This is a genomic window from Janthinobacterium sp. BJB446, from assembly GCF_002735655.1.
Taxonomy (GTDB): Bacteria; Pseudomonadota; Gammaproteobacteria; order Burkholderiales; family Burkholderiaceae_D; genus Janthinobacterium; species Janthinobacterium lividum.
In genome coordinates this window covers 266,324-284,964 of sequence record NZ_PDZK01000001.1, presented here as the reverse complement: position 1 = coordinate 284,964, position 18,641 = coordinate 266,324, and the positions used below count along the sequence as shown (strand labels likewise).

19 protein-coding genes are annotated in these 18,641 nt (G+C 62.9%); 11 read left to right on the top strand and 8 right to left on the bottom strand.

Annotation, left to right across the window (positions count from 1 at the left end; all coding sequences use genetic code 11):
* The first annotated feature begins 65 nt into the window (after positions 1 to 65).
* Together CSQ92_RS01340 and CSQ92_RS01335 are read left to right on the top strand one after the other, a co-directional pair.
* On the top strand, positions 66 to 1,862 hold the full coding sequence (locus tag CSQ92_RS01340; RefSeq protein WP_180276906.1) for a PAS domain-containing sensor histidine kinase: 1,797 nt from the start codon (positions 66 to 68) through the stop codon (positions 1,860 to 1,862).
* A gap of 55 nt (positions 1,863 to 1,917) precedes the next feature.
* The gene (locus tag CSQ92_RS01335; RefSeq protein WP_099393024.1) at positions 1,918 to 3,060 is read left to right on the top strand and encodes an HAF repeat-containing protein; all 1,143 of its coding nucleotides are present in this window, start codon (positions 1,918 to 1,920) and stop codon (positions 3,058 to 3,060) included.
* 66 nt (positions 3,061 to 3,126) lie between these two features.
* Here CSQ92_RS01335 and rpoD read toward each other — a convergent pair whose 3' ends face one another.
* Entirely contained in the window at positions 3,127 to 5,685 is a 2,559-nt protein-coding gene (rpoD, locus tag CSQ92_RS01330; RefSeq protein ID WP_070254958.1) for an RNA polymerase sigma factor RpoD, read from the bottom strand.
* Between the two features lie 569 nt (positions 5,686 to 6,254).
* On the opposite strand from rpoD, the gene CSQ92_RS01325 reads away from it, so the two are divergent.
* From CSQ92_RS01325 to CSQ92_RS01315, 3 genes are read left to right on the top strand one after another with little or no spacing between them, the layout of a single operon-like run.
* Complete coding sequence (locus tag CSQ92_RS01325) at positions 6,255 to 6,764, top strand: ProQ/FINO family protein (protein ID WP_034786166.1); 510 nt, start codon at positions 6,255 to 6,257, stop codon at positions 6,762 to 6,764.
* A 9-nt stretch (positions 6,765 to 6,773) separates the two neighbouring features.
* Positions 6,774 to 7,421, top strand: a complete 648-nt coding sequence (locus CSQ92_RS01320) for a 3'-5' exonuclease (protein ID WP_070254960.1) — start codon at positions 6,774 to 6,776, stop codon at positions 7,419 to 7,421.
* Positions 7,422 to 7,441: 20 nt separating this feature from the next.
* Positions 7,442 to 7,870, top strand: coding sequence for an SMI1/KNR4 family protein (locus CSQ92_RS01315; RefSeq protein WP_099393023.1), 429 nt, complete (start codon positions 7,442 to 7,444; stop codon positions 7,868 to 7,870).
* A 21-nt stretch (positions 7,871 to 7,891) separates the two neighbouring features.
* Here the strand turns inward: CSQ92_RS01315 and CSQ92_RS01310 are convergent, their stop codons facing one another.
* Both CSQ92_RS01310 and CSQ92_RS01305 read right to left on the bottom strand, forming a co-directional pair.
* Positions 7,892 to 8,239 carry a DUF4870 domain-containing protein gene (locus tag CSQ92_RS01310; protein ID WP_034786172.1) on the bottom strand — a complete coding sequence of 116 codons (348 nt, stop codon included), beginning with the start codon at positions 8,237 to 8,239 and terminating at the stop codon, positions 7,892 to 7,894.
* A 100-nt stretch (positions 8,240 to 8,339) separates the two neighbouring features.
* The gene (locus CSQ92_RS01305; protein WP_099393022.1) at positions 8,340 to 9,752 is read right to left on the bottom strand and encodes an aminotransferase-like domain-containing protein; all 1,413 of its coding nucleotides are present in this window, start codon (positions 9,750 to 9,752) and stop codon (positions 8,340 to 8,342) included.
* A 163-nt stretch (positions 9,753 to 9,915) separates the two neighbouring features.
* Between CSQ92_RS01305 and CSQ92_RS01300 the strand changes: the two genes are divergently transcribed.
* Entirely contained in the window at positions 9,916 to 10,650 is a 735-nt protein-coding gene (locus tag CSQ92_RS01300; RefSeq protein WP_257219095.1) for a c-type cytochrome, read from the top strand.
* The gene (locus tag CSQ92_RS01295) at positions 10,647 to 11,921 is read left to right on the top strand and encodes a cytochrome c (protein ID WP_099393020.1); all 1,275 of its coding nucleotides are present in this window, start codon (positions 10,647 to 10,649) and stop codon (positions 11,919 to 11,921) included. Before CSQ92_RS01300 ends, CSQ92_RS01295 begins: the two co-directional genes overlap by 4 nt.
* A 53-nt stretch (positions 11,922 to 11,974) precedes the next feature.
* Here CSQ92_RS01295 and CSQ92_RS01290 read toward each other — a convergent pair whose 3' ends face one another.
* Positions 11,975 to 12,610, bottom strand: coding sequence for an SAM-dependent methyltransferase (locus tag CSQ92_RS01290; protein WP_070224987.1), 636 nt, complete (start codon positions 12,608 to 12,610; stop codon positions 11,975 to 11,977).
* Positions 12,611 to 12,798: 188 nt separating this feature from the next.
* Here CSQ92_RS01290 and CSQ92_RS01285 point away from each other — a divergent pair, with 188 nt between their 5' ends.
* Positions 12,799 to 13,584, top strand: coding sequence for a head GIN domain-containing protein (locus tag CSQ92_RS01285; protein WP_099393019.1), 786 nt, complete (start codon positions 12,799 to 12,801; stop codon positions 13,582 to 13,584).
* Between the two features lie 60 nt (positions 13,585 to 13,644).
* On the opposite strand, the gene CSQ92_RS01280 is transcribed toward CSQ92_RS01285, so the two are convergent.
* Both CSQ92_RS01280 and purU read right to left on the bottom strand, forming a co-directional pair.
* Positions 13,645 to 14,187: a YaeQ family protein gene (locus CSQ92_RS01280; protein WP_034786185.1), complete on the bottom strand. Its 543-nt coding sequence runs from the start codon at positions 14,185 to 14,187 to the stop codon at positions 13,645 to 13,647.
* A gap of 50 nt (positions 14,188 to 14,237) precedes the next feature.
* A complete protein-coding gene (gene purU, locus CSQ92_RS01275; RefSeq protein WP_034786194.1) occupies positions 14,238 to 15,119 on the bottom strand; it encodes a formyltetrahydrofolate deformylase in 882 nt (293 codons plus the stop codon).
* Between the two features lie 345 nt (positions 15,120 to 15,464).
* On the opposite strand from purU, the gene CSQ92_RS01270 reads away from it, so the two are divergent.
* The 3 genes from CSQ92_RS01270 to CSQ92_RS01260 all read left to right on the top strand — a co-directional run bounded on the left by CSQ92_RS01270 (position 15,465) and on the right by CSQ92_RS01260 (position 17,082).
* Positions 15,465 to 15,962, top strand: a complete 498-nt coding sequence (locus CSQ92_RS01270) for a phasin family protein (protein ID WP_034786197.1) — start codon at positions 15,465 to 15,467, stop codon at positions 15,960 to 15,962.
* A gap of 60 nt (positions 15,963 to 16,022) precedes the next feature.
* The gene (locus CSQ92_RS01265) at positions 16,023 to 16,406 is read left to right on the top strand and encodes a KGG domain-containing protein (protein WP_099393018.1); all 384 of its coding nucleotides are present in this window, start codon (positions 16,023 to 16,025) and stop codon (positions 16,404 to 16,406) included.
* A 163-nt stretch (positions 16,407 to 16,569) separates the two neighbouring features.
* On the top strand, positions 16,570 to 17,082 hold the full coding sequence (locus CSQ92_RS01260) for a YgjP-like metallopeptidase domain-containing protein (RefSeq protein ID WP_034758768.1): 513 nt from the start codon (positions 16,570 to 16,572) through the stop codon (positions 17,080 to 17,082).
* 96 nt (positions 17,083 to 17,178) lie between these two features.
* On the opposite strand, the gene CSQ92_RS29270 is transcribed toward CSQ92_RS01260, so the two are convergent.
* Complete coding sequence (locus tag CSQ92_RS29270) at positions 17,179 to 17,784, bottom strand: PEP-CTERM sorting domain-containing protein (protein WP_412101867.1); 606 nt, start codon at positions 17,782 to 17,784, stop codon at positions 17,179 to 17,181.
* A 304-nt stretch (positions 17,785 to 18,088) separates the two neighbouring features.
* Positions 18,089 to 18,634: a TIGR00730 family Rossman fold protein gene (locus CSQ92_RS01250; protein WP_034786386.1), complete on the bottom strand. Its 546-nt coding sequence runs from the start codon at positions 18,632 to 18,634 to the stop codon at positions 18,089 to 18,091.
* Positions 18,635 to 18,641 lie beyond the last annotated feature (7 nt).

Sequence of the window (18,641 nt, the reverse complement as noted above, 5' to 3'; positions counted from 1 at the left end):
CAGATACTTTCCCCTCTTCGGCGCCAGGCGCACCGCAGCGGCCAACCATGACGCCAGGGACGCGGATGAGCAAATGGTCGATTGAAACGCTGAGTACGGCATGCGCCGCCCTCATCCTGATCATGCTGGGCTGGCTGGCAGGCGCAGCCTGGCAGGCACTCGACTTCTGGGAACATGTCTGGCTGGCCCTGCTGCTGACGGCCGCCGCCGGCATCGCCATGTGGCTGATGCGCACGCTACGCGCCCACCTGGCCAGCACGCGCCAGCAGCTCGATGCCAGCGCCATGCGCTACCGCGACCTGAGCGAAGCGGCGCAGGACGGCATGTGGCAAACGGACGCGCACGGCCGCATCCTGCACGTCAATCAGCGCCTGTGCGACATGCTGGGCCTCCCCGCCGAACTGCTGCTGGACCATACCATGGAGGAATTCCACGACGAGGCTACCTTGCTGCGCCTGTGTCCGCTGCGCCAGACAGCCACGGATAGCTGCATGGGAGAACTGCATTACCTGCACAGCGATGGCTCGGAACGCTGGGCCATGATCAGCGGCCGCTGCCTGTACGACCCGCAAGGCAGCCTGACGGGCGCCCTCGTGCTGGCCAGCGACATCACGGAACACAAGCGGGCCGAACACGCGTTGAGCGTCGCCCATGCGGAACTGGAAAACCGCGTGGCCCTGCGCACGGCGCAGCTGCTCGATGTCAATCTCCAGCTCTCCGCGGAAATCGCCATGCGCGCGCAAACGGAAGCGGCACTGGCGCGCAGCGAAGAGCGGCTGCAGGACATCATTTCCATGATGCCCCTGTCGCTGTTCCTGAAAGACGCCGATTCGCGCATGCTGCTGATGAACCAGGCCTGCGAGCAGCAATGGGGCGTGCTATTCCAGGATATCGCCGAGGGACGCGACGTGCAGCACTTTCCCTCGGACCAGACCCAGGGATTCCATGCGGCGGACCAGGAAGCGTTTGCCAGCCGCCAGGTGGTGATCCGCGAAGAATTGGTATGGAATGCGCGGCTGCAGGAAAACCGCCTGCTGCAGACGCATAAAAAACCCATCTTCGACGCGCAAGGCCGGCCGCAGATGATCATCGCCATGGGCATCGACATCACGGAAAGCAAGCGCAACGAGGAGAACCTGCAGCGCACCCTGGCCCAGCTGCGCGAACTGACCGACCACCAGCAGACCATCAAGGAAGAGGAAAGGCGCCGCATCGCGCTCGACATTCATGACGACCTGGGCCAGAACCTGATGGTGCTGCGCATCGACGTGTCGCTGCTGCATGCGCGCACGGCCAAGTCCCACCCGCGCCTGCACCGCCACGCCCAGCGCGTGCTCGACACCATCGATGCCACCATCCGCTCGGTGCGCACCATCATCAATGACTTGCATCCCAGCACCCTGGAGCTGGGGCTGGGCCCGGCGGCCGAATGGCTGATACGCCAGATGGAAAGCCGCGGCGCCATCCGTTACCAGCTATCGCTCGACAGCGAGGTGCCCGACCTGGGCCTGGACCAGCGCCAGACGTCGGCCATCTTCCGCGTGCTGCAGGAATCGCTGTCGAACATCGTGCGCCACGCCCAGGCCAGCGAGGTGAAGGTGGCGTTGGCGCAGGATACGGATGCCATCGTGCTGCGCATCAGCGACAACGGCATCGGCATGCAGCCGGACGATCACGGCAAGAAGGCCGCCTTCGGCCTGAAAAGCATACGCGAACGCGTCCACGCGCTGGGCGGCGAACTGCGCATCGACAGCCAGGCGGGCCGGGGCACGGTGCTGGCCATCCACCTGCCGCAGGCGAGGAAAGGCGCGCCAGCCGGGCATGATGAAATACAGGAATTATCAAAAACAGTAGCAAATTAAGTATGCATCCTCGACATTAAAAAGTATAGTAAGTTTTTTCTTTGAGGAAACTATCATGCCGCCACGGTTCTCCCGCTTCCACGCCCCACTGCTCGGCCTGTGCCTGCTGGCCGCCGTCCCCACCGCCAGCGCCACTCTCTATGCCGAACGCGGCTTTGGTGAAAGGGATGGCAACGGCAGCATTGCGTCCGACCTGAATCCGGCGGGCCTCGTGGCCGGCATCATCATGGAGCAAGAAGGACGGCGCCGCGCCGTGACGTATCAGCATGGCCGCATCCGCGAGCTGGGCACCCTGGGCGGTGATGAAGGTTTCACCAAGGCCATCAATATCCATGGCGTGGTGGTCGGTTCGGCGCAGACGGCCAGCGGCGCCTGGCACGCCTTTCACTACGACGCAGCGGGCGGCATGCGCGACCTGGGCACCCTGGGCGGCACCAGCAGCTATGCCACGGCCATCGCGCGCGGCGGCCAGGTGGCCGGCTATGCCGATACCAGCGGCGGCGATTTCCACGCCTTTGTCACGAAAGCCGACCACAGCCTGCAAGACCTGGGCACCCTGGGCGGCGCCAGCAGCTATGCCAGCGGCCTGAACAGCCATGGCGTGGTGGTGGGCACGGCCCAGCGCGGCGACGGCTTCCGCCGCGCCTTCGTCTACCGCCCCGGCGCGGGCATGCAGGAAATCGGCACCCTGCCCGGCGGACGCATCAGCTCGGCCACCGCCATCAATGACGCGGGCCTGGTCGTGGGCGCTTCGGAAACGGAGAAGCGCCGCTGGCATGCCTTTGCCTGGGACGGCAAGCGCATGCTCGACCTGGGCGCCCTGATCGGCCAGGGCGACAGCTACGCCACGGCCGTCAACGCGGCCGGACACGTGGTCGGCAGCGTCAGCATCAACGGCTTCGAACCGATGACCTTTGTCTACAAGGAAGGCGTGATGACGGTGCGCCGGCGCGACGATGGCCTGTACCTGACCAACAAGATCACGGATGCGGGCCTGGTGGTCGGCGCCATCTACACGGGGCATAAATTCCAGGCCTTCGCCGTGCCGTCGCAAGCGTCGCCACCGCCGCCACCGCGCCGCACCCCGCTGGACTGGCTGTTCATCACCTTCATCCTCGGCGCCAGCGGCGTGGCGCTGTACCAGCTGCGGCGCCATCGCCGCGCCGGCGTGTCGGGCCAGCGCATGCATTTCCTGTAAGGCCGCGCGCGGCACGGGCGTAAAAAAAGGAGGCTCACGCCTCCTTTTTTATTGCCTGCTGACTACTTAATTTTGAGTCAAGAAGGTTTTCAGCTTGTCCGAACGCGAAGGCTGGCGCAGCTTGCTCATGGCTTTCGCTTCGATCTGGCGGATACGCTCGCGCGTCACGTCGAACTGCTTGCCCACTTCTTCCAGCGTGTGGTCGTTCGACATTTCCACGCCGTAACGCATACGCAGCACTTTCGCTTCGCGCGGCGTCAGGGAATCCAGCACTTCCTTGATCACGTTGCGCATCGACGCGTGCAGCGCGGCGTCCAGCGGCGCCAGGGTCGTGTTGTCTTCGATGAAGTCGCCCAGTTGCGAATCGCCATCTTCGCCCATCGGCGTTTCCATGGAAATCGGCTCTTTCGCGATCTTCATGATCTCGCGCACCTTGTTTTCCGGCATTTCCATCTTGACGGCCAGGGTCGCCAGGTCCGGCTCGCTGCCCGTTTCCTGCATGATCTGGCGCGAGATGCGGTTCATCTTGTTGATCGTTTCGATCATGTGCACCGGCACGCGGATGGTGCGGGCCATGTCGGCGATCGAACGCGTGATGGCCTGGCGGATCCACCAGGTGGCGTAGGTCGAGAACTTGTAGCCGCGGCGGTATTCGAACTTGTCGACGGCCTTCAGCAAGCCGATGTTGCCTTCCTGGATCAGGTCGAGGAATTGCAAGCCGCGGTTGATGTATTTCTTGGCGATCGAGATCACGAGGCGCAAGTTGGCCACCGTCATTTCGCGTTTCGCATGACGCGCGCGCTTTTCGCCGGCAGCCATCTGCTTGTTGATCTTGCGCAAGTCAGCCAGCGGCAAGGCCACGCGGGCTTGCAGGTCGATCATCTTCTTTTGCAGTTCCTTGACGGCAGGCACGTTGCGGCTGAGGATGGCGCTGTACGGATACTTGCAATCGACTTCGCGGTCGACCCATTCCAGATCGCATTCATTGCCCGGGAACACCTTGATGAAGTGGGCGCGCGGCATGCCGCATTTGTTCACGCACAGTTCCAGCACGGCGCGCTCGATATGGCGCACTTCTTCCATCTGACCGCGCAGGGTGTCGCACAGCTTTTCGACGACCTTGGCCGTGAAGCGGATGCCCAGCAATTCCTGCGAAATGGCTTCCTGCGCCTTGATGTAGGCTTTCGAATTGTAGCCCTCGGGCGCCTTGCGCATCTTGTCGTACTGCGTCGAAATGACGTTGAATTTCTCCAACGCATTCTTTTTCAGCTGGGCCAGCTGTTCGCTGGAGAAACCGGCCGCGCCGCCATTGGCGTCGCCGTCTTCTTCCTCGGCTTCTTCTTCCTCTTCCTCGTCGTCACCGCTGGCGGCGGCAGGCGCGGGGGCAGCGGCGGGCGCCGGGGCATTGCTTTCGTTCAAATCGACAAAGCCGTCGACCACTTCATCGACCTTGATTTCGTCGCGCGCGATTTTTTGCGACAGCGCAACGATTTCGCCGATGGTGGTGGGGCAGGCGGAAATCGCCTGGATCATGTCCTTCAGGCCGCCTTCGATGCGCTTGGCGATCTCGATCTCGCCTTCGCGCGTCAGCAGCGCCACGGCGCCCATTTCACGCATGTACATGCGCACGGGGTCGGTGGTGCGGCCGAAGTCGGAGTCGACGGTCGACAGGGCGGTCGCGGCAGCCGCTTCCACTTCATCGTCGCTGGTGACGGTGGCGACGTTGTCAGTCAACAACAGGCTTTCCGCGTCAGGGGCGCGCTCGTAGACGGCGATGCCCATGTCGTTGAAGGTGGCGATGATGCCTTCGATCGCTTCCGGATCGATGATATTTTCCGGCAATTGGTCATTGATCTCGGCATAGGTCAGGAAACCGCGTTCCTTGCCCATGTTGATCAAGCCCGTGATCTGCTTGCGGCGGCGTTCCAGGTCCGCTGCCGATGCTTCCGGATCGCCCAATGCGTCCGCCAGGCCGCCCTTGGCCTTGCGGTCGCGCGCTTTCGACACGGCCTTCAGTTCGGCGCGTTCGACGGCGTTCAGCGCTGCCACTTCATCGTTTTCCGGCGTGAATTCGCTCGGCTTGCGGCCACGGCGGCCCGGCACCTTGACGGTGGGCAGGAAGTAATTCGAGGTATCGATGGCGGCCAGGGCATCGGCGTCCGTGGTCTTGCTGACCACTTGCGCGCCGGTGATGATGGTCACGGGCGCCGCTTCAGGCTTGGCGCGCACGACTTTCGAACGGGCTGCCGTCACCACCTTGTTCGTGGCGGCGCTTTCGCTGACCTTGCGCGGCGCGGCCGGGGCCTTGGCGCCGGGAGCGATCTTCACGCTTGGGGTTTTCGCCGGTGCGGCTTCGGCGGCCTCGGCCACGTCGGCAACAGCTTCGGCGGCCGGTGCGCTGACGGCCGCTTCCGCAGCCGACTCGGCCGGTGGCACGGCAGCCAGGCGCGAGCGGCTTTTCTTCACCACGGTGACGACGGTCGGCGCCGTCGTGACGGTGGCTTCCGGATTCGCTTGCGCATTATCGATGAAGTAAGATAAAGTCGTTTTGGGTACGGCAAGTGGCGCCGCAGCTGGGCGTGGCGCCTTGGCGGACAACGTTAAAGTTTTTGGCGTATTCTTCATGAGATATCTCTTAATGCGAGACCAGATGGTGTCGGCGCGAAGTGAATGATTCCACCTAAGCCTGCGAAACCGGACTCGATGGAGCGTATTGTTGCGGCTGCCGTGTTAACGGCAGCGGCGCCTGTCTATCGGGACGTTCAAAGCCCGCGCATCCGTCATGGGGAGCGGCGGGGCCGAAGCCGGGTCAGATAAATAAGCGATGTACATTGCGGAATGAAAAAAAGCCCGTACCAGAACGGGCTTGAATCTATTGTTGTTCAGTGAAGACACAGCGGAGAGCAAGATTATGCACGAAGGCCAGTTATCTGGATAATTGATAAACAAAATATCTGATATCAAAAATATCAATAATCGTGGCCCTGCACCGCACTGCTCCTATCCCCTGCACACCTGAGCCAGACCGCCAAATACGGGGTCCAGTCATCAGCGCAAGCCGACATTATACACATTTCCCGCATTTCGCGCTTGGCACGGCCAGCCACGCGCAGGCAGATCGCAGCGCAAGTTGCCAAAAAAGACAATGCACTTGCCTGTGGCGCGTGCTATGCTCCCCTTTTATAGCCCAACCAATGATGTCGATGACCAGCTCCACGCCAGACCAGCAAGCCACCACTCCTGACACGCCAGTCGATGCAGCCCCAGCGGCGGCACCGGCCGCAGCGACCACGCCGGCACCTGCCGGCCTGACCGCGCGCGCGCTGCTGAAGCAGTTTCAGGAGCAATTCCCGCCATTCCGCGATTGCCTGCCCTTGTCGATCGGTATCGACAAGCAGATCCTGGCGCGCCTGCCGGACCTGGACCGCAAGCTGATGCGCACGGCGCTGGGCATCCACACGGGTTCGCTGCGCTACCTGCGCGTGATGGAAAAAGCCAAGGTACGCTACGACCTCGACGGCACCGCCGGCGCGGAAGTGACGCAAACCCACCGCGACCACGCCACGCAAGTATTGCAGCAACGCTTCAAGAAGGAAGCCGAGCGCAAGAAAGCCGAGCGCGACGCGGCCGCCGCGGAAGAAGCGAGCCGTTTGCGCCTGGAAAAACTGAATCAGCTGACCGCGAAATTCTCGCGTAAAGGCTGATCCGGTTTCATGGACACAGCTGCCGCACCGCCACTGCCCCCCTATCAAGGCATTGCCCTCGACCACGTCAAGCTGGTACGCACCAGCGATGATGCAAAAGCGGCCATGGCCGCCCTGCTGGCAGCGGACGCCATCGGCTTCGATACGGAGTCGAAGCCGACTTTTGTGAAGGGCGAGTCCTCCACGGGCCCCCATCTGATCCAGCTGGCCACCGACGACATCGCCTACCTGTTCCAGGTGGGCAGCACGCCGGCGCCGGCCCTGGCCGAACTGAAAGCCATCCTCGAATCGACCACCACCCTGAAAGTGGGTTTTGGCCTGTCCGACGACGTCAAGCGCCTGCGCAACAAGCTGGGCATCGCCCCGGCCCAGGTGCTCGACCTGTCCGTCGCCCTGCGCGGCGGCCAGCGCAACGACCTGGGCGCGAAGACGGCCGTGGCCAAGTTCTTCGGCCTGCACCTGCAGAAATCGAAAAAGATCTCCACCACCAACTGGGCCACGTCGCGCCTGACGGAAAAGCAGATCCTGTACGCGGCCGACGATGCGCAAGTGGCCCTGCGCGTGTATCGCCGCTGGATCGCCGACGGCGGCAAAGTCGCGCCGCAAAAAGCCCCGCGCGCCAGCACGCCACCGGCCCCGCCACCCATCGCCGCCTGAGCAGGCGCGCCTTCCGCAGCATGAACAAGAGCAAGTCCATCGGCACCACGCTTGACGCGATCGCCGCCGCCGAACAAGCGCTGGGGCGCAAGCTGCCCGCGTCCCATATGCAATGGTTATTGGAGAACAATGGCCGCGCGCTGGGCGCCTTGACTGTATTTCCCGTCTACGACGCGGACCATGCGCGCAAGACGTGGGAATCGATCACGCGCCACTACCGCGAAAGCTGGCAGGAATGGCTGGAGAGTATGGGCGACAGCGGCAACGACGCCAGTAGCCTGCTGCCCTTCGCCCAGTTCGGCACGGGCGATTACTATTGTTTTGACTATGCACAAACGGGGCCGACCGGTGAACCGGTGGTCGTGCTGTGGTCGCACGAAACAGGCGCCGCCACCGCGGTGGCGCCCGGCTTTGCCGCATTCCTGATACTGCCCGGCCGCCCGGGCTGAAACCCGGCGGCCGACGCAGTTTTATTTGACGAGCCGCAAGGTCAGGGGATAACGGTAAGTGACTCCGTTGCTGGCCTTCACGGCCGCGACGATCGAGCACACCAGGTTGGCCAGCGCCACGATCCAGAACAGGAACAGGCCGATCAGCACGAACGACAGGATGAAGCAGGCGAAATACCAGATGATCAGGGTGATCTGGAAATTCAGTGCTTCGCGGGCGTTCTCGGCCGAGAATTTATCCGCATCGTCCTTCTTGATCAAATAAATGATCAGCGGCGCCACCCAGCTGGTGAACAGGCCGCCAACATGGGACAGAATGGCGATCGTCGTATCTTGCGTACGACCCACTTCCGGCTGCGTGTTATCCATTATCATTCCCATCATTAGTTATAGATACACCAATATAACAGCAATATTTCTTTTTGGAATGAAACACTTGCTGTCGCCAGGGACTTTTTTTTGTTCTACGCTACGCCGCCGCCAGCGCCAGCCTCCCCAGGGTGGCGATGGCCTCTTCCAGTTGCGGGCTCCAGGGGTGGCCGTAATTGAGGCGGATACAGTGGCGAAACGCGCGCGTGGCGGAAAAAATGGGGCCGGGCGCGATGCTGATGCCGGCCGCCAGCGCGCTGCGGTGCAGGGCCAGCGCATCGATACCGGCAGGCATTTCCACCCAGACGAAATAGCCGCCCTGCGGCCGCGTGACCCGCGTGCCGGGCGGAAAATGCACGGCAATGGCTTGCAACATGGTACTTTGCTGCGCCGCAAGGGTCAGCCGCAGCTGGCGCAAATGGCGGTCGTAGCCGCCCTGCGCCAGGTAGTCGGCCAGCGCCATCTGCAGCGGTATCGGCGCCGACAGGCTGGTGGTCAGTTTCAAGCGCTCGACTTGGCGCGCGTAGCGGCCCGCCACGGCCCAGCCCAGCCGGAAACCGGGCGCCAGGGTCTTGGAAAACGAGCTGCAATGCATCACCAGACCCGCGCCGTCATGGCTTTTCGTCAGGCCTGGACGCTGCTTGCCAAAGTACAGCTCGCCATACACGTCATCCTCGATCAGCGGCACGCCATGGCGCGCCAGCAGTTCGACCAGCGCGCGCTTCTTTTCCGGCGGCATCAGGCTGCCCAGGGGATTCTGGAAATTCGTCATCAGCCAGCATGCCTTGGGCCGGTGGCGCTGCAGCAACTCTTCCAGCGCCGCCAGGTCGACGCCGTCGCGCGGGCTGGTGGCAATTTCCACCGCCTTCAGTTCCAGCCGTTCCAGCGCCTGCAGGCACGCATAGAAGCTGGGCGACTCGATCAGCACCGTGTCGCCGGGCCGCGTGACGGCTTGCAGGCACAGATTCAGCGCTTCCAGCGCGCCATTCGTGATGACGATGTCGTCGCTGGACACGAGCACGCCGTCGAGCTGGTAGCGCAGGGCGATCTGGCGGCGCAGCTCCGCATTGCCCTGCGACAAATCCGTGACGGTGCTCCACGGGTCGAGGCGGCGCATGCTGGCCGACACGGCCCGTGCCAGCCGCTCCATCGGAAACAGATGCGGGCTGGGAAAAGCCGAACCGAAGGGCACGATATCGCGCGCGCCCACGGCGCCCAGCACCTCGAACACGAGGTCGCTGACATCGACGGTGGTGCTGGCGTCGAGCGGATGGGAACTGTCCGGCTCGGGCGCCAGCGCAGCGCGCTGCGGCGCCACGTAGTAGCCGGAGCGGGGCCGCGAGACGATCATGCCGCGCGCTTCGAGCAAATAGTAGGCCTGGAACACCGTCGACGGGCTCACGCCCCTGCGCGCATGCTGCTGGCGCACGGAGGGCAACTTATCGCCAGGCAGCAACAACTGCGCACTGATCATGGCGGCGACTTCTTCCGCCAATTCCTCATATCGTTTCAACCCTGCTCCTCAAACTGATCCGTAGTTTTATTGCACAACTGATCCTGTCACAGTGACAGCACCCGGTATATGCTAGGGTAACAACATCCGGGCAGCAACACCGGCACGCCATCCCGACCGACGAGACAGCTCATTTCCCATGCCATTTCCCATGCGACTTTCCATGCTACTGCATTTCCCCCTCGTGCCGGTGCTGACCCTGGCCCTGGCCGTCGCACTGCCCGGCATGACGCTGGCCGCGCCCGCCGCCATCTCCGCCAGCCACGACAGCCTGGAACAGCGCATCAAGGCGTGCACGGCCTGTCATGCGCAACAGGAGCGCCACGACGCCTTCTTTCCCCGCATCGCCGGCAAGCCGGCCGGCTACCTGTACAACCAGTTGCTGAACTTTCGCGAGGGACGGCGCCAGTATCCGCTGATGAACTATATGGTCGAACACTTGCCGGACGATTACCTGCGCGAAATTGCCGAGTATTTTGCGGCACAGCACCCGGCCCCGCCGCCGGCCCAGCCCAGCAGCGCCGGCACGACGGCCTTGGCGCGGGGCAAACAATTGGTGCTGCACGGCGATGCCGGCAAAAAGATTCCCGCCTGTATCGCCTGCCATGGCCAGCAGCTGGCTGGCGTGGCGCCCGCCATCCCCGGCTTGCTGGGCTTGCCGCGCGACTATATCAACGCCCAGCTGGGCGCCTGGAAGAACGGCATCCGCCGCGCCCATGTGCCCGACTGCATGGCGCAGGTAGCGCAGCGCCTGTCGGACGCGGACGTGGGCGCCGTCTCGGCCTGGCTGGGCACGCAAGTGGCATCGGCCGACGCGCGCCCCGCCAGCAGCATCGCCCTGCCCTTGCCGCTGCATTGCGGCGGCGTGCCGGGCTCCGCCGCGCAGGTGGCGCCATGAAAAAATGGATGATCGCAGCCGCCATCGTCGCCATCGTCGCGGCCGGCGCCAAATTCGTGCTATACCCTGGCGACGACCCGGGCCCGCCCGCCGCCGCCAGCACCCTGAACCAGGAACAGCTGGTCGCGCGCGGCGCCTACCTGGCCAAGGCGGGCGACTGCATGGCTTGCCACACGACGCGCGGCGGCGTGCCGTATGCGGGTGGACGCGCCTTGCAAACGCCGTTCGGCAAGGTGCTCTCGCCCAACATCACGGCCGACAAGGAAACGGGCATCGGCAGCTGGACGGCCGACGATTTCTGGCGCGCCATCCACAACGGCAAGTCGAAGGATGGCCGGCTGCTGTATCCGGCCTTTCCGTACACCAGCTACACCAAGGTAAAGCGCGAGGACAGCGATGCCTTGTATGCGTATTTCCAGAGCGTGCCGCCGCACAAGCAGGCGAACGCGCCGCACGCGCTACGCTTCCCCTACAACCAGCAGATCGCGCTGGCCGCCTGGCGCGCCCTGTACTTCAAGCCGGGCGTGTACCAGCCGCTCACGACGCAAAGCATGGAATGGAACCGCGGCGCCTACCTGGTACAGGGTCTGGGCCACTGCAGCGCCTGCCATAGCAGCCGCACGACGCTGGGCGGCAGCGACGACGGCCTGTCGGGCGGCCTGATCCCCGTGCTGGGCTGGTACGCGCCGTCGCTGACGTCGGACGCGGAAGCGGGCCTGGGCGACTGGGACACGGCGCATATCGTGGAATTGCTGCAAACGGGCGTCTCGCCGCGCGCCACCGTCTTCGGTCCCATGGCCGAAGTCGTGCGGCAAAGCTTGCAGCACATGAGCACGGCCGACGTGCAGGCCATGGCCGTCTACCTGAAAAGCCTGCCCGGCCCCGCGCAGCCCGCACGGCGGGCGCCGCGCGACACGTCGGAGCAAGCCAGGCAGCAACTGGCCCTGGGCGCGAAACTGTATGAGGCGCAATGCGCGAGCTGCCACCAGGCCGACGGCAAGGGCGTGCCGCCCGGCTACCCGCCGCTGGCCGGCAACCGCGCGCTGACGACGGAGTCGGCCGTCAACGCCATCCGGCTCGTGCTCAACGGCGGCTTCGCGCCCGGAACCCGCGGCAACCCGCGCCCTTACGGCATGCCGCCGTTCGGCCCCGTCATGGATGACGCGGAAGTGGCCGCCGTGGTGACCTATCTGCGCGCGTCGTGGGGCAATGATGCGCCGGCCGTGTCGGCCCTGGAAGTCAACAAATACCGCAGCGTGCCCTTGGAGTAACAGGCATGAAAAAACCGGCCAGCGCCGGTTTTTTTTATGTCAGGCAGCAATTCTCAGCGGAACTTGCTCTTGTGCCCTGTCTTCAAATCCAGCGCATAGCGCACGCCGTTGTCCGTCAACATGACTTCATCGGGCGGCTCTTCCCCGGCCAGGGCGCCGTCGATCAGGGGCAAGCCTTCGCCCTTGCGCATCAGGTCGTCGCAGCGCTCGTACACGTTCACGCAACCGGTGGACGCCATCAGCGATTGCACGATGGCCACTTTCCATGCATCGACGCCGCCGGCGTTGAATTCGCAGATCAGGTAGCCTTGCACGCCGCCGAACAGCTGCACCACCAGGCCGGGCAAGCCCTCGTCTTCGCCCTTGATCAGGGTCAGCAGCTGGTTTTCGCCCGCCTTCTTGATGGCTGGCAGTTTTTTCTCGATGGCGGCCTTGACGCGGCGCTTGATCAGCGCGTGGTCGACCGGTTCGTCTTCCTTGAAGCTCCAGATGCGCGCGCGGATCTGCGACTTCGAATTGTAGGCGGCGCGGGCGATGAACTGCTTCGACGAGCTTTGCACGATGGCCGTCGAGCCCGGCTTCATTTTTTCCTGCGGCTTGCCCTCGACTTTTTCAATCGCGGACGCATAGATCCACGATTGGCCCAGCAAGCTCTTTTCCTTGCCCTGTTTGATGGTGATGATCAGCATGTAATTCCAGTAGTGTGAGCGGCGCGAGCCGGTCGTCGTATGTCCAATACCGGCATGATACCTCATGCCATCCTGTCGCATCCTCCTGCATTCCATGCCGCTGCTGGTGCAGTCTGTCGCAGCGCGGTACGCAAGCCTGGCCGGCTGGCATACCATGCACACAGTCCAATTCCAAACAGGGAGCAAGAATGACACACGCAATTTTCCAAGCCCGCCATGCCCGCGCCGTGACCACCCTGCTGCTGGCCGCCTGCGCGCTGGCCATCCCGGCCGCGCCGGCGCTGGCGTCGCCGCTCGACTGGATTTCCGGCAACAGCATCCAGGGCAGCGGCAAGCTGCAAAAGCAGACGCGCGAAGTGGGCAGTTTCCATGCCGTGGCGCTGAACGTACCGGGCACGGTCGAATTGCGTATCGGCAACACGGACAGCGTCACCGTCGAGGCCGACGACAATATCCTGCCGCTGATCGAAACGGCGGTGGAGAATGGCACCTTGCGCATCCGGCCCGCCAAACGCAACGCCAACTTCCGCCAGAGCAGCCTGACCATCGTCATCCAGGCGCGCCAGGTGGAACGCATCAGCGTGGGCGGCTCGGGCAACATCACGGCCACGGGCTTGCGCGCCGAGAATCTGCGCTTCGACGTGGGCGGCTCCGGCTCCATCCACGCGCGCGACCTCGACAGCCGCCAGGTCTCCATCGCCATCGGCGGCAGCGGCAACTTCAAGGCCAGCGGCAAGACGGAGCAGCTGACGGCCTCCATCGGTGGCTCGGGCAATATCCAGGCGGACAAGCTCGCCGCACGCGAGGTGCAGGTGAGCATCGGCGGCTCGGGCGAGGCGCAGGTGTGGGCCAAGGATGACTTGACCATCAGCATCGGCGGCTCGGGCGAAGTGAGCTACTACGGCGATCCGCGCATCAGCCGCAGCATGCAGCGTTCGAGCAGCATCAAGCGGCTGGGCAGTGCGCCGAACTAAGCGCCCGCAATGACAAAAGCCCGGAGCGATCCGGGCTTTTTGCGTTGCAAACGGTAAAAATCAGCGGGCCGGCTTCACCGGTTCGCGGTCGATCAGGACCGTGTTGACGCTGTCCGTCAGCCAGATCTGGCCATCCTGGATCGTGCATTGCAGCTGCATGCTGCGCTGCGCCAGCTTGCTCATGTCTTGCGCCGCCTCGGATGGCAAGTTGATCACGGTCAAGTTCTTCGCCCGTTCCAGTTTATTCGCGATCTGCTTCCACCAGATGTGGCTGGTTGCGCCATAGCTGTAGACGATCACCTGTTCCGAACGGCCGCAGGCTTTCAGGATGCGCTTTTCGTCTGGCTGGCCCACTTCGATCCACAGCTGGATGGCGCCCGTCAAGTCTTTCTGCCACAGGTCGGGCTCTTCCGTATCGAACAGGCCCTTGGTGAAGGTCAGCGCCTCGTCGGCGTGGATGGCGAACGCCAGCAGGCGCACCATCATGCGCTCGTCCGTCTCGGACGGGTGGCGCGCCAGGGTCAGCGCGTGATCCTGGTAGTAATTGCGGTCCATGTCGGCGATCTGCAGATCGGCTTTGAAAATTGTTGCTTTGAGGGCCATCGTGTTTCTGTCTCGGTAAAGTGGATGTCAATATTGTACGGGCGAAGGTATCAGCGGAAAACCACGGTCTTGTCGCCATTTTTCAGGATGCGGTGCTCGACGAACCATTTCACGGCGCGCGCCAGCACCACGCACTCGACGTCGCGGCCGATGGCCGTCAGGGTCTCGGCATCCATCGCATGGTCGACGCGCTCGACGTCCTGCTCGATGATCGGGCCTTCATCCAGGTCGCCCGTGACGAAGTGGGCCGTCGCGCCGATCAGCTTGACGCCGCGGTGATGCGCCTGCGCATACGGCTTGGCGCCCTTGAAGCTGGGCAGGAAGGAATGGTGGATATTGATGGCGCGGCCATCGAGCGCCTGGCACAGGCCCGGCGACAGGATCTGCATGTAGCGGGCCAGCACCACCAGGTCGATCTTGTGCGTGTCCATCAAGTCGATGATCTTCGCTTCCTGCGCCAGCTTGGCCGCTTCCGGCGCGCCGGCCGCCAGCGGCAGGTGATGGAAGGGAATATTGTAGCTGGCCGCCAGCTGGTAGAACTCCATGTGGTTCGACACGATGGCGGGAATTTCCACGTTCAGCAAACCGCTCTTGTAGCGGAACAGCAAATCGTTCAGGCAATGGCCGATCTTCGACACCATCAGCATCACGCGCGGCTTGACGCGCGCATCGTGCAGCTGGCCATGGAAGGGGCCGTTCAATTGCATGGCTTGCGACAGGTCGGCGAAGTCGCTGCGCAACTGGGCGTCGCTGACGGCGCCGTCTTCCAGCGCGAAATGCACGCGCATGAAGAACAGCTGGGATTCCTGGTCGCCGAACTGGGCGGAATCGAGGATGTTGCAGCCGCGTTCGGCCAGGAAGCCGGACACGCGGTGCACGATGCCGCGCTGGTCCAGGCAGGACAGGGTCAGGATGTATTCGGGATGCGTCATGGTCGCGGAATAAGGCAAAAAAGGTGGGCTATGCTCGGCTCAGCCACGCGCGCCGGCCATCGGCTGCGCTGCCGCGAGCCGGCTATTGTCGCACGGCCGGGCCTGTAAACCTGCATTTTCCACACAAGCAGCATGGCTGCCGGCGGCGGCAAGCTGATTCACGTTCATTTGATCTGGCGCAAAACCATCGCGTTTTTCCCTCTGCGAGGCCCCATTCTCGCGCCAAACCGGCATCTGGCGTGGAACCTGGCACACCATCCGGCGTCTATCCCTTTGCTTGTTGCACCATACGCCGCATCCGGTACACCGGGTGTTTCCTGGATCCGCTTTTCATTGAGGTAGAACATGTTCACAACCAGTATGTCCCCCAGTTTCAGCCCCGCCCTGAAGTCCCATCTGGAGGCCCAGTGCAATTTCGCCACGGAACTATCGCGCAAGATGTTCGATACGGCGCAGCAACTGAGCGAGCTGCATCTGCGGCTGGCGCAAGACTTGCTGCAGGAATGGAGCAACGCCAGCCAGCAACTGCTGTGTGCGCGCGACACGGGCGAGTTCATGTCGCTGGCTGCTGCCCAGCTGCAGCCGGGCAGCAACAAGCTGCGCCAGTACCAGCAGCAACTCGGCAACCTCGTCGCCAACGCCAATGTCGAGATGAACCGCACGGCAGAGAACCACCTGCCCGAAGCGAGCCGCACGGCCGTGGCCTTCGCTGACGAAGTGGTGCGCAAGACGGCCGAGGAAACGGAAAAAGCCACGCAGCGCCAGCGTGAAATGATCGAAAAAATGCACGCCACGGGCCACCGCGATGGCGCCGGCCACAGGCAATCCGATCAGGCGCATTGAAGACTTGAGTTAAACACGTGAGTTGAACACTGGACCCCACTCGATAGCAAGGAGAGCGACATGGCTAACAATCAAGGTAATGAACAGGGCAAAGGCGCTGGCAGCAGCCAGAAAGCCAGCGAATCGGGCAGCGCCAAAGGCACGAGCAAGCGCGGCTTTGCCGCCATGAATGAGGAGCAGCAACGCGAAATTGCCAGCAAGGGCGGCCAGGCAGCCCATCAAAAGGGCACGGCGCATGAATTCGACTCGGAAGAAGCACGCCGGGCCGGGCAGAAAGGCGGCGAAGCCGTCAGCCGCAACCGTGTACACATGGCGGAAATAGGCCGCAAGGGCGGCGAAAGCCGGCAATCGGCCCAGCGCGCCAATGAAAACCGCGGCGGCACGGCGGCGCGCAGCGGCAACACTGGCCGGCAGGGTGGCAAGGAGGAAGACGACAAGGGCTGATCCGGGCTGACGGGCTGACCGGGATTACCCGGACAGCGCGGCTTGACGACGGCACGGGACGGCCCCGGCGGCCCCGCGCAAGGGCTGGCGCAGCGCGGGGCGCGGCGGTATGGTACATTCTCGCCTTACCGACACCTCCGCGCCCCGCCCCGCCCTTCCCCGCATGCAGCCATCCCTGAAATACCTGAGCGCCTATTCCGAACAAACGCAAGCGCAAGTGCAACAACTGATCGCGCAAGACAAGCTGGGCGACGTCCTGTTGAAACGCTATCCGAACGCGCACGATGTGCGCAACGACAAGGCGTTATACCAGTATGTGCAGGACTTGAAGAATGAATTCCTGCGCAATGCCGAACCCATCAACAAGGTGGCGTTCGACAGCAAGATCCATGTGATCCAGCATGCGCTGGGTTTGCATACCTCGATCTCGCGCGTGCAGGGCGGCAAGCTCAAAGCCAAGCATGAAATCCGCGTGGCCACCATGTTCAAGGAAGTGCCGCTGGAATTCCTGCGCATGATCGCCGTGCACGAACTGGCGCATGTAAAAGAAAAGCAGCATGACAAGGCGTTCTACAAGCTGTGCACGTATATGGAACCGCAATACCACCAGTATGAATTCGACGTGCGCCTGTACCTGACCCAGCTTGACCTGTCAGGCCAGCGCCTGTGGTCATGAAGTCAGGGTCATGAAGTCCACGTAACAATGCCGCCCGGCATCCACTGGGCGGCATTGTTTACGTATGCACCGGCATGGCCGGCACCATGTTCAGGCTCAGGCGGCGTTCTTGCGGCGAAGCATGAAGCCCAGCAGGCCCAGTCCGCCCAGCAGCATGCCGTAGGTGGCCGGTTCCGGCACGGCGCTGACAGTGGCGGAGATATTGTCAACCTGGAAGGTGTGCAAGGCGCCTTCCTTCCACGATGCCGACAGCAGATTGCTGAAACCCGTAAACGTGTAATCGGCAAAGGTGTGGCCGCCGCCAAGGCTGAAGGTCTGGGTCACCGTGCCGCCGCCCACCTGGTGGCCGACAAAGGTCACATCGAAGGAACCAGGCAAGCTCACGAAATCGGCCAGGCTGATCGAGCTCAGCGAGAAAGCGGCGCCATCGGCGCGCGACAAGGTCGTTGTCGACAGGGCTGTCGCACCCAGGCCGGCCGAGCCGGCATAGGCGAAGCTATCCTGATGTGCCGAGCTCAACAGGCCCAGGAAGCTGCTGTCAAAGTTATAGCCGCCTTCGGAGTAGGAATTGAATACGGAACCAAAGTAGCCGGGATGTTCGAGCGAATCGAAGCCGATCGTCGTCGTCTGCGCCTGAGCACCGCCAGCGGCTGCAAGAATGGCGGCGACAGCGGTCGCGCGCAAGAGGGTCATAGGTTTCAAAATAGCATCCTTTCGAGATGATGAAGTAGCGTGGCTGTGGCAACTTGAAATGGCTCGGCACCGTTTTTTAGGAGTCTTGTCGCGCTCACGGGTGTCCGATAGTCCTAACTTTTGAACAGGACAAGTAGACCACAACCATAATTAAAAAGCATCTTCATTTTCAAAATAACATGCATAGAGAGAAATATTATGGACATATATTTATCAATTGAATCATTGAGCGCGATCAATTTTCCCGTGTGGAAATAAAAAAAGCCATGCACTGCGCAGCGCATGGCTCCCTGTCAATTTCTATGAGGAAAGATTACGGCGCGCACTCCTTCAGGCGCTGCACCAGCGCGGCAGGATCGGCGTCGGCATTCAGGAACGCCGCGTGCTGCGGGCGGATAAAGCCCTGTTCCTTGCCGTTTTGCACGAAAGCGATCAAGCCATCATAGAAACGGTCGACATTGAGCAAGCCGATGGGCTTGGCGTGCAAGCCCAGCTGGGCCCACGTGAGCATCTCGAACAGCTCTTCCAGGGTGCCATAGCCGCCGGGCATGGCGATGAAGGCGTCAGACAGGCTGGCCATCATCGCCTTGCGCTCATGCATGTCCTTAACGATGAACTGGCGCGTCAAGCCCGTGTGGCCCACTTCGCGCTCGACCAGCTGGGTGGGAATCACGCCCGTCACTTCACCGCCCAGGCGGAGCACTTCATCGGCGATCACGCCCATCAGGCCCACCTTGCCGCCGCCATATACGAGCGAGATATTTTCCGCCACCAGCACGCGCGCCAGTTCGCGCGCCGCCACGGCATAGTCCGGCGAGACGCCCGCATTGGCGCCACAGTACACACATAAAGCCTTGATCACAGTA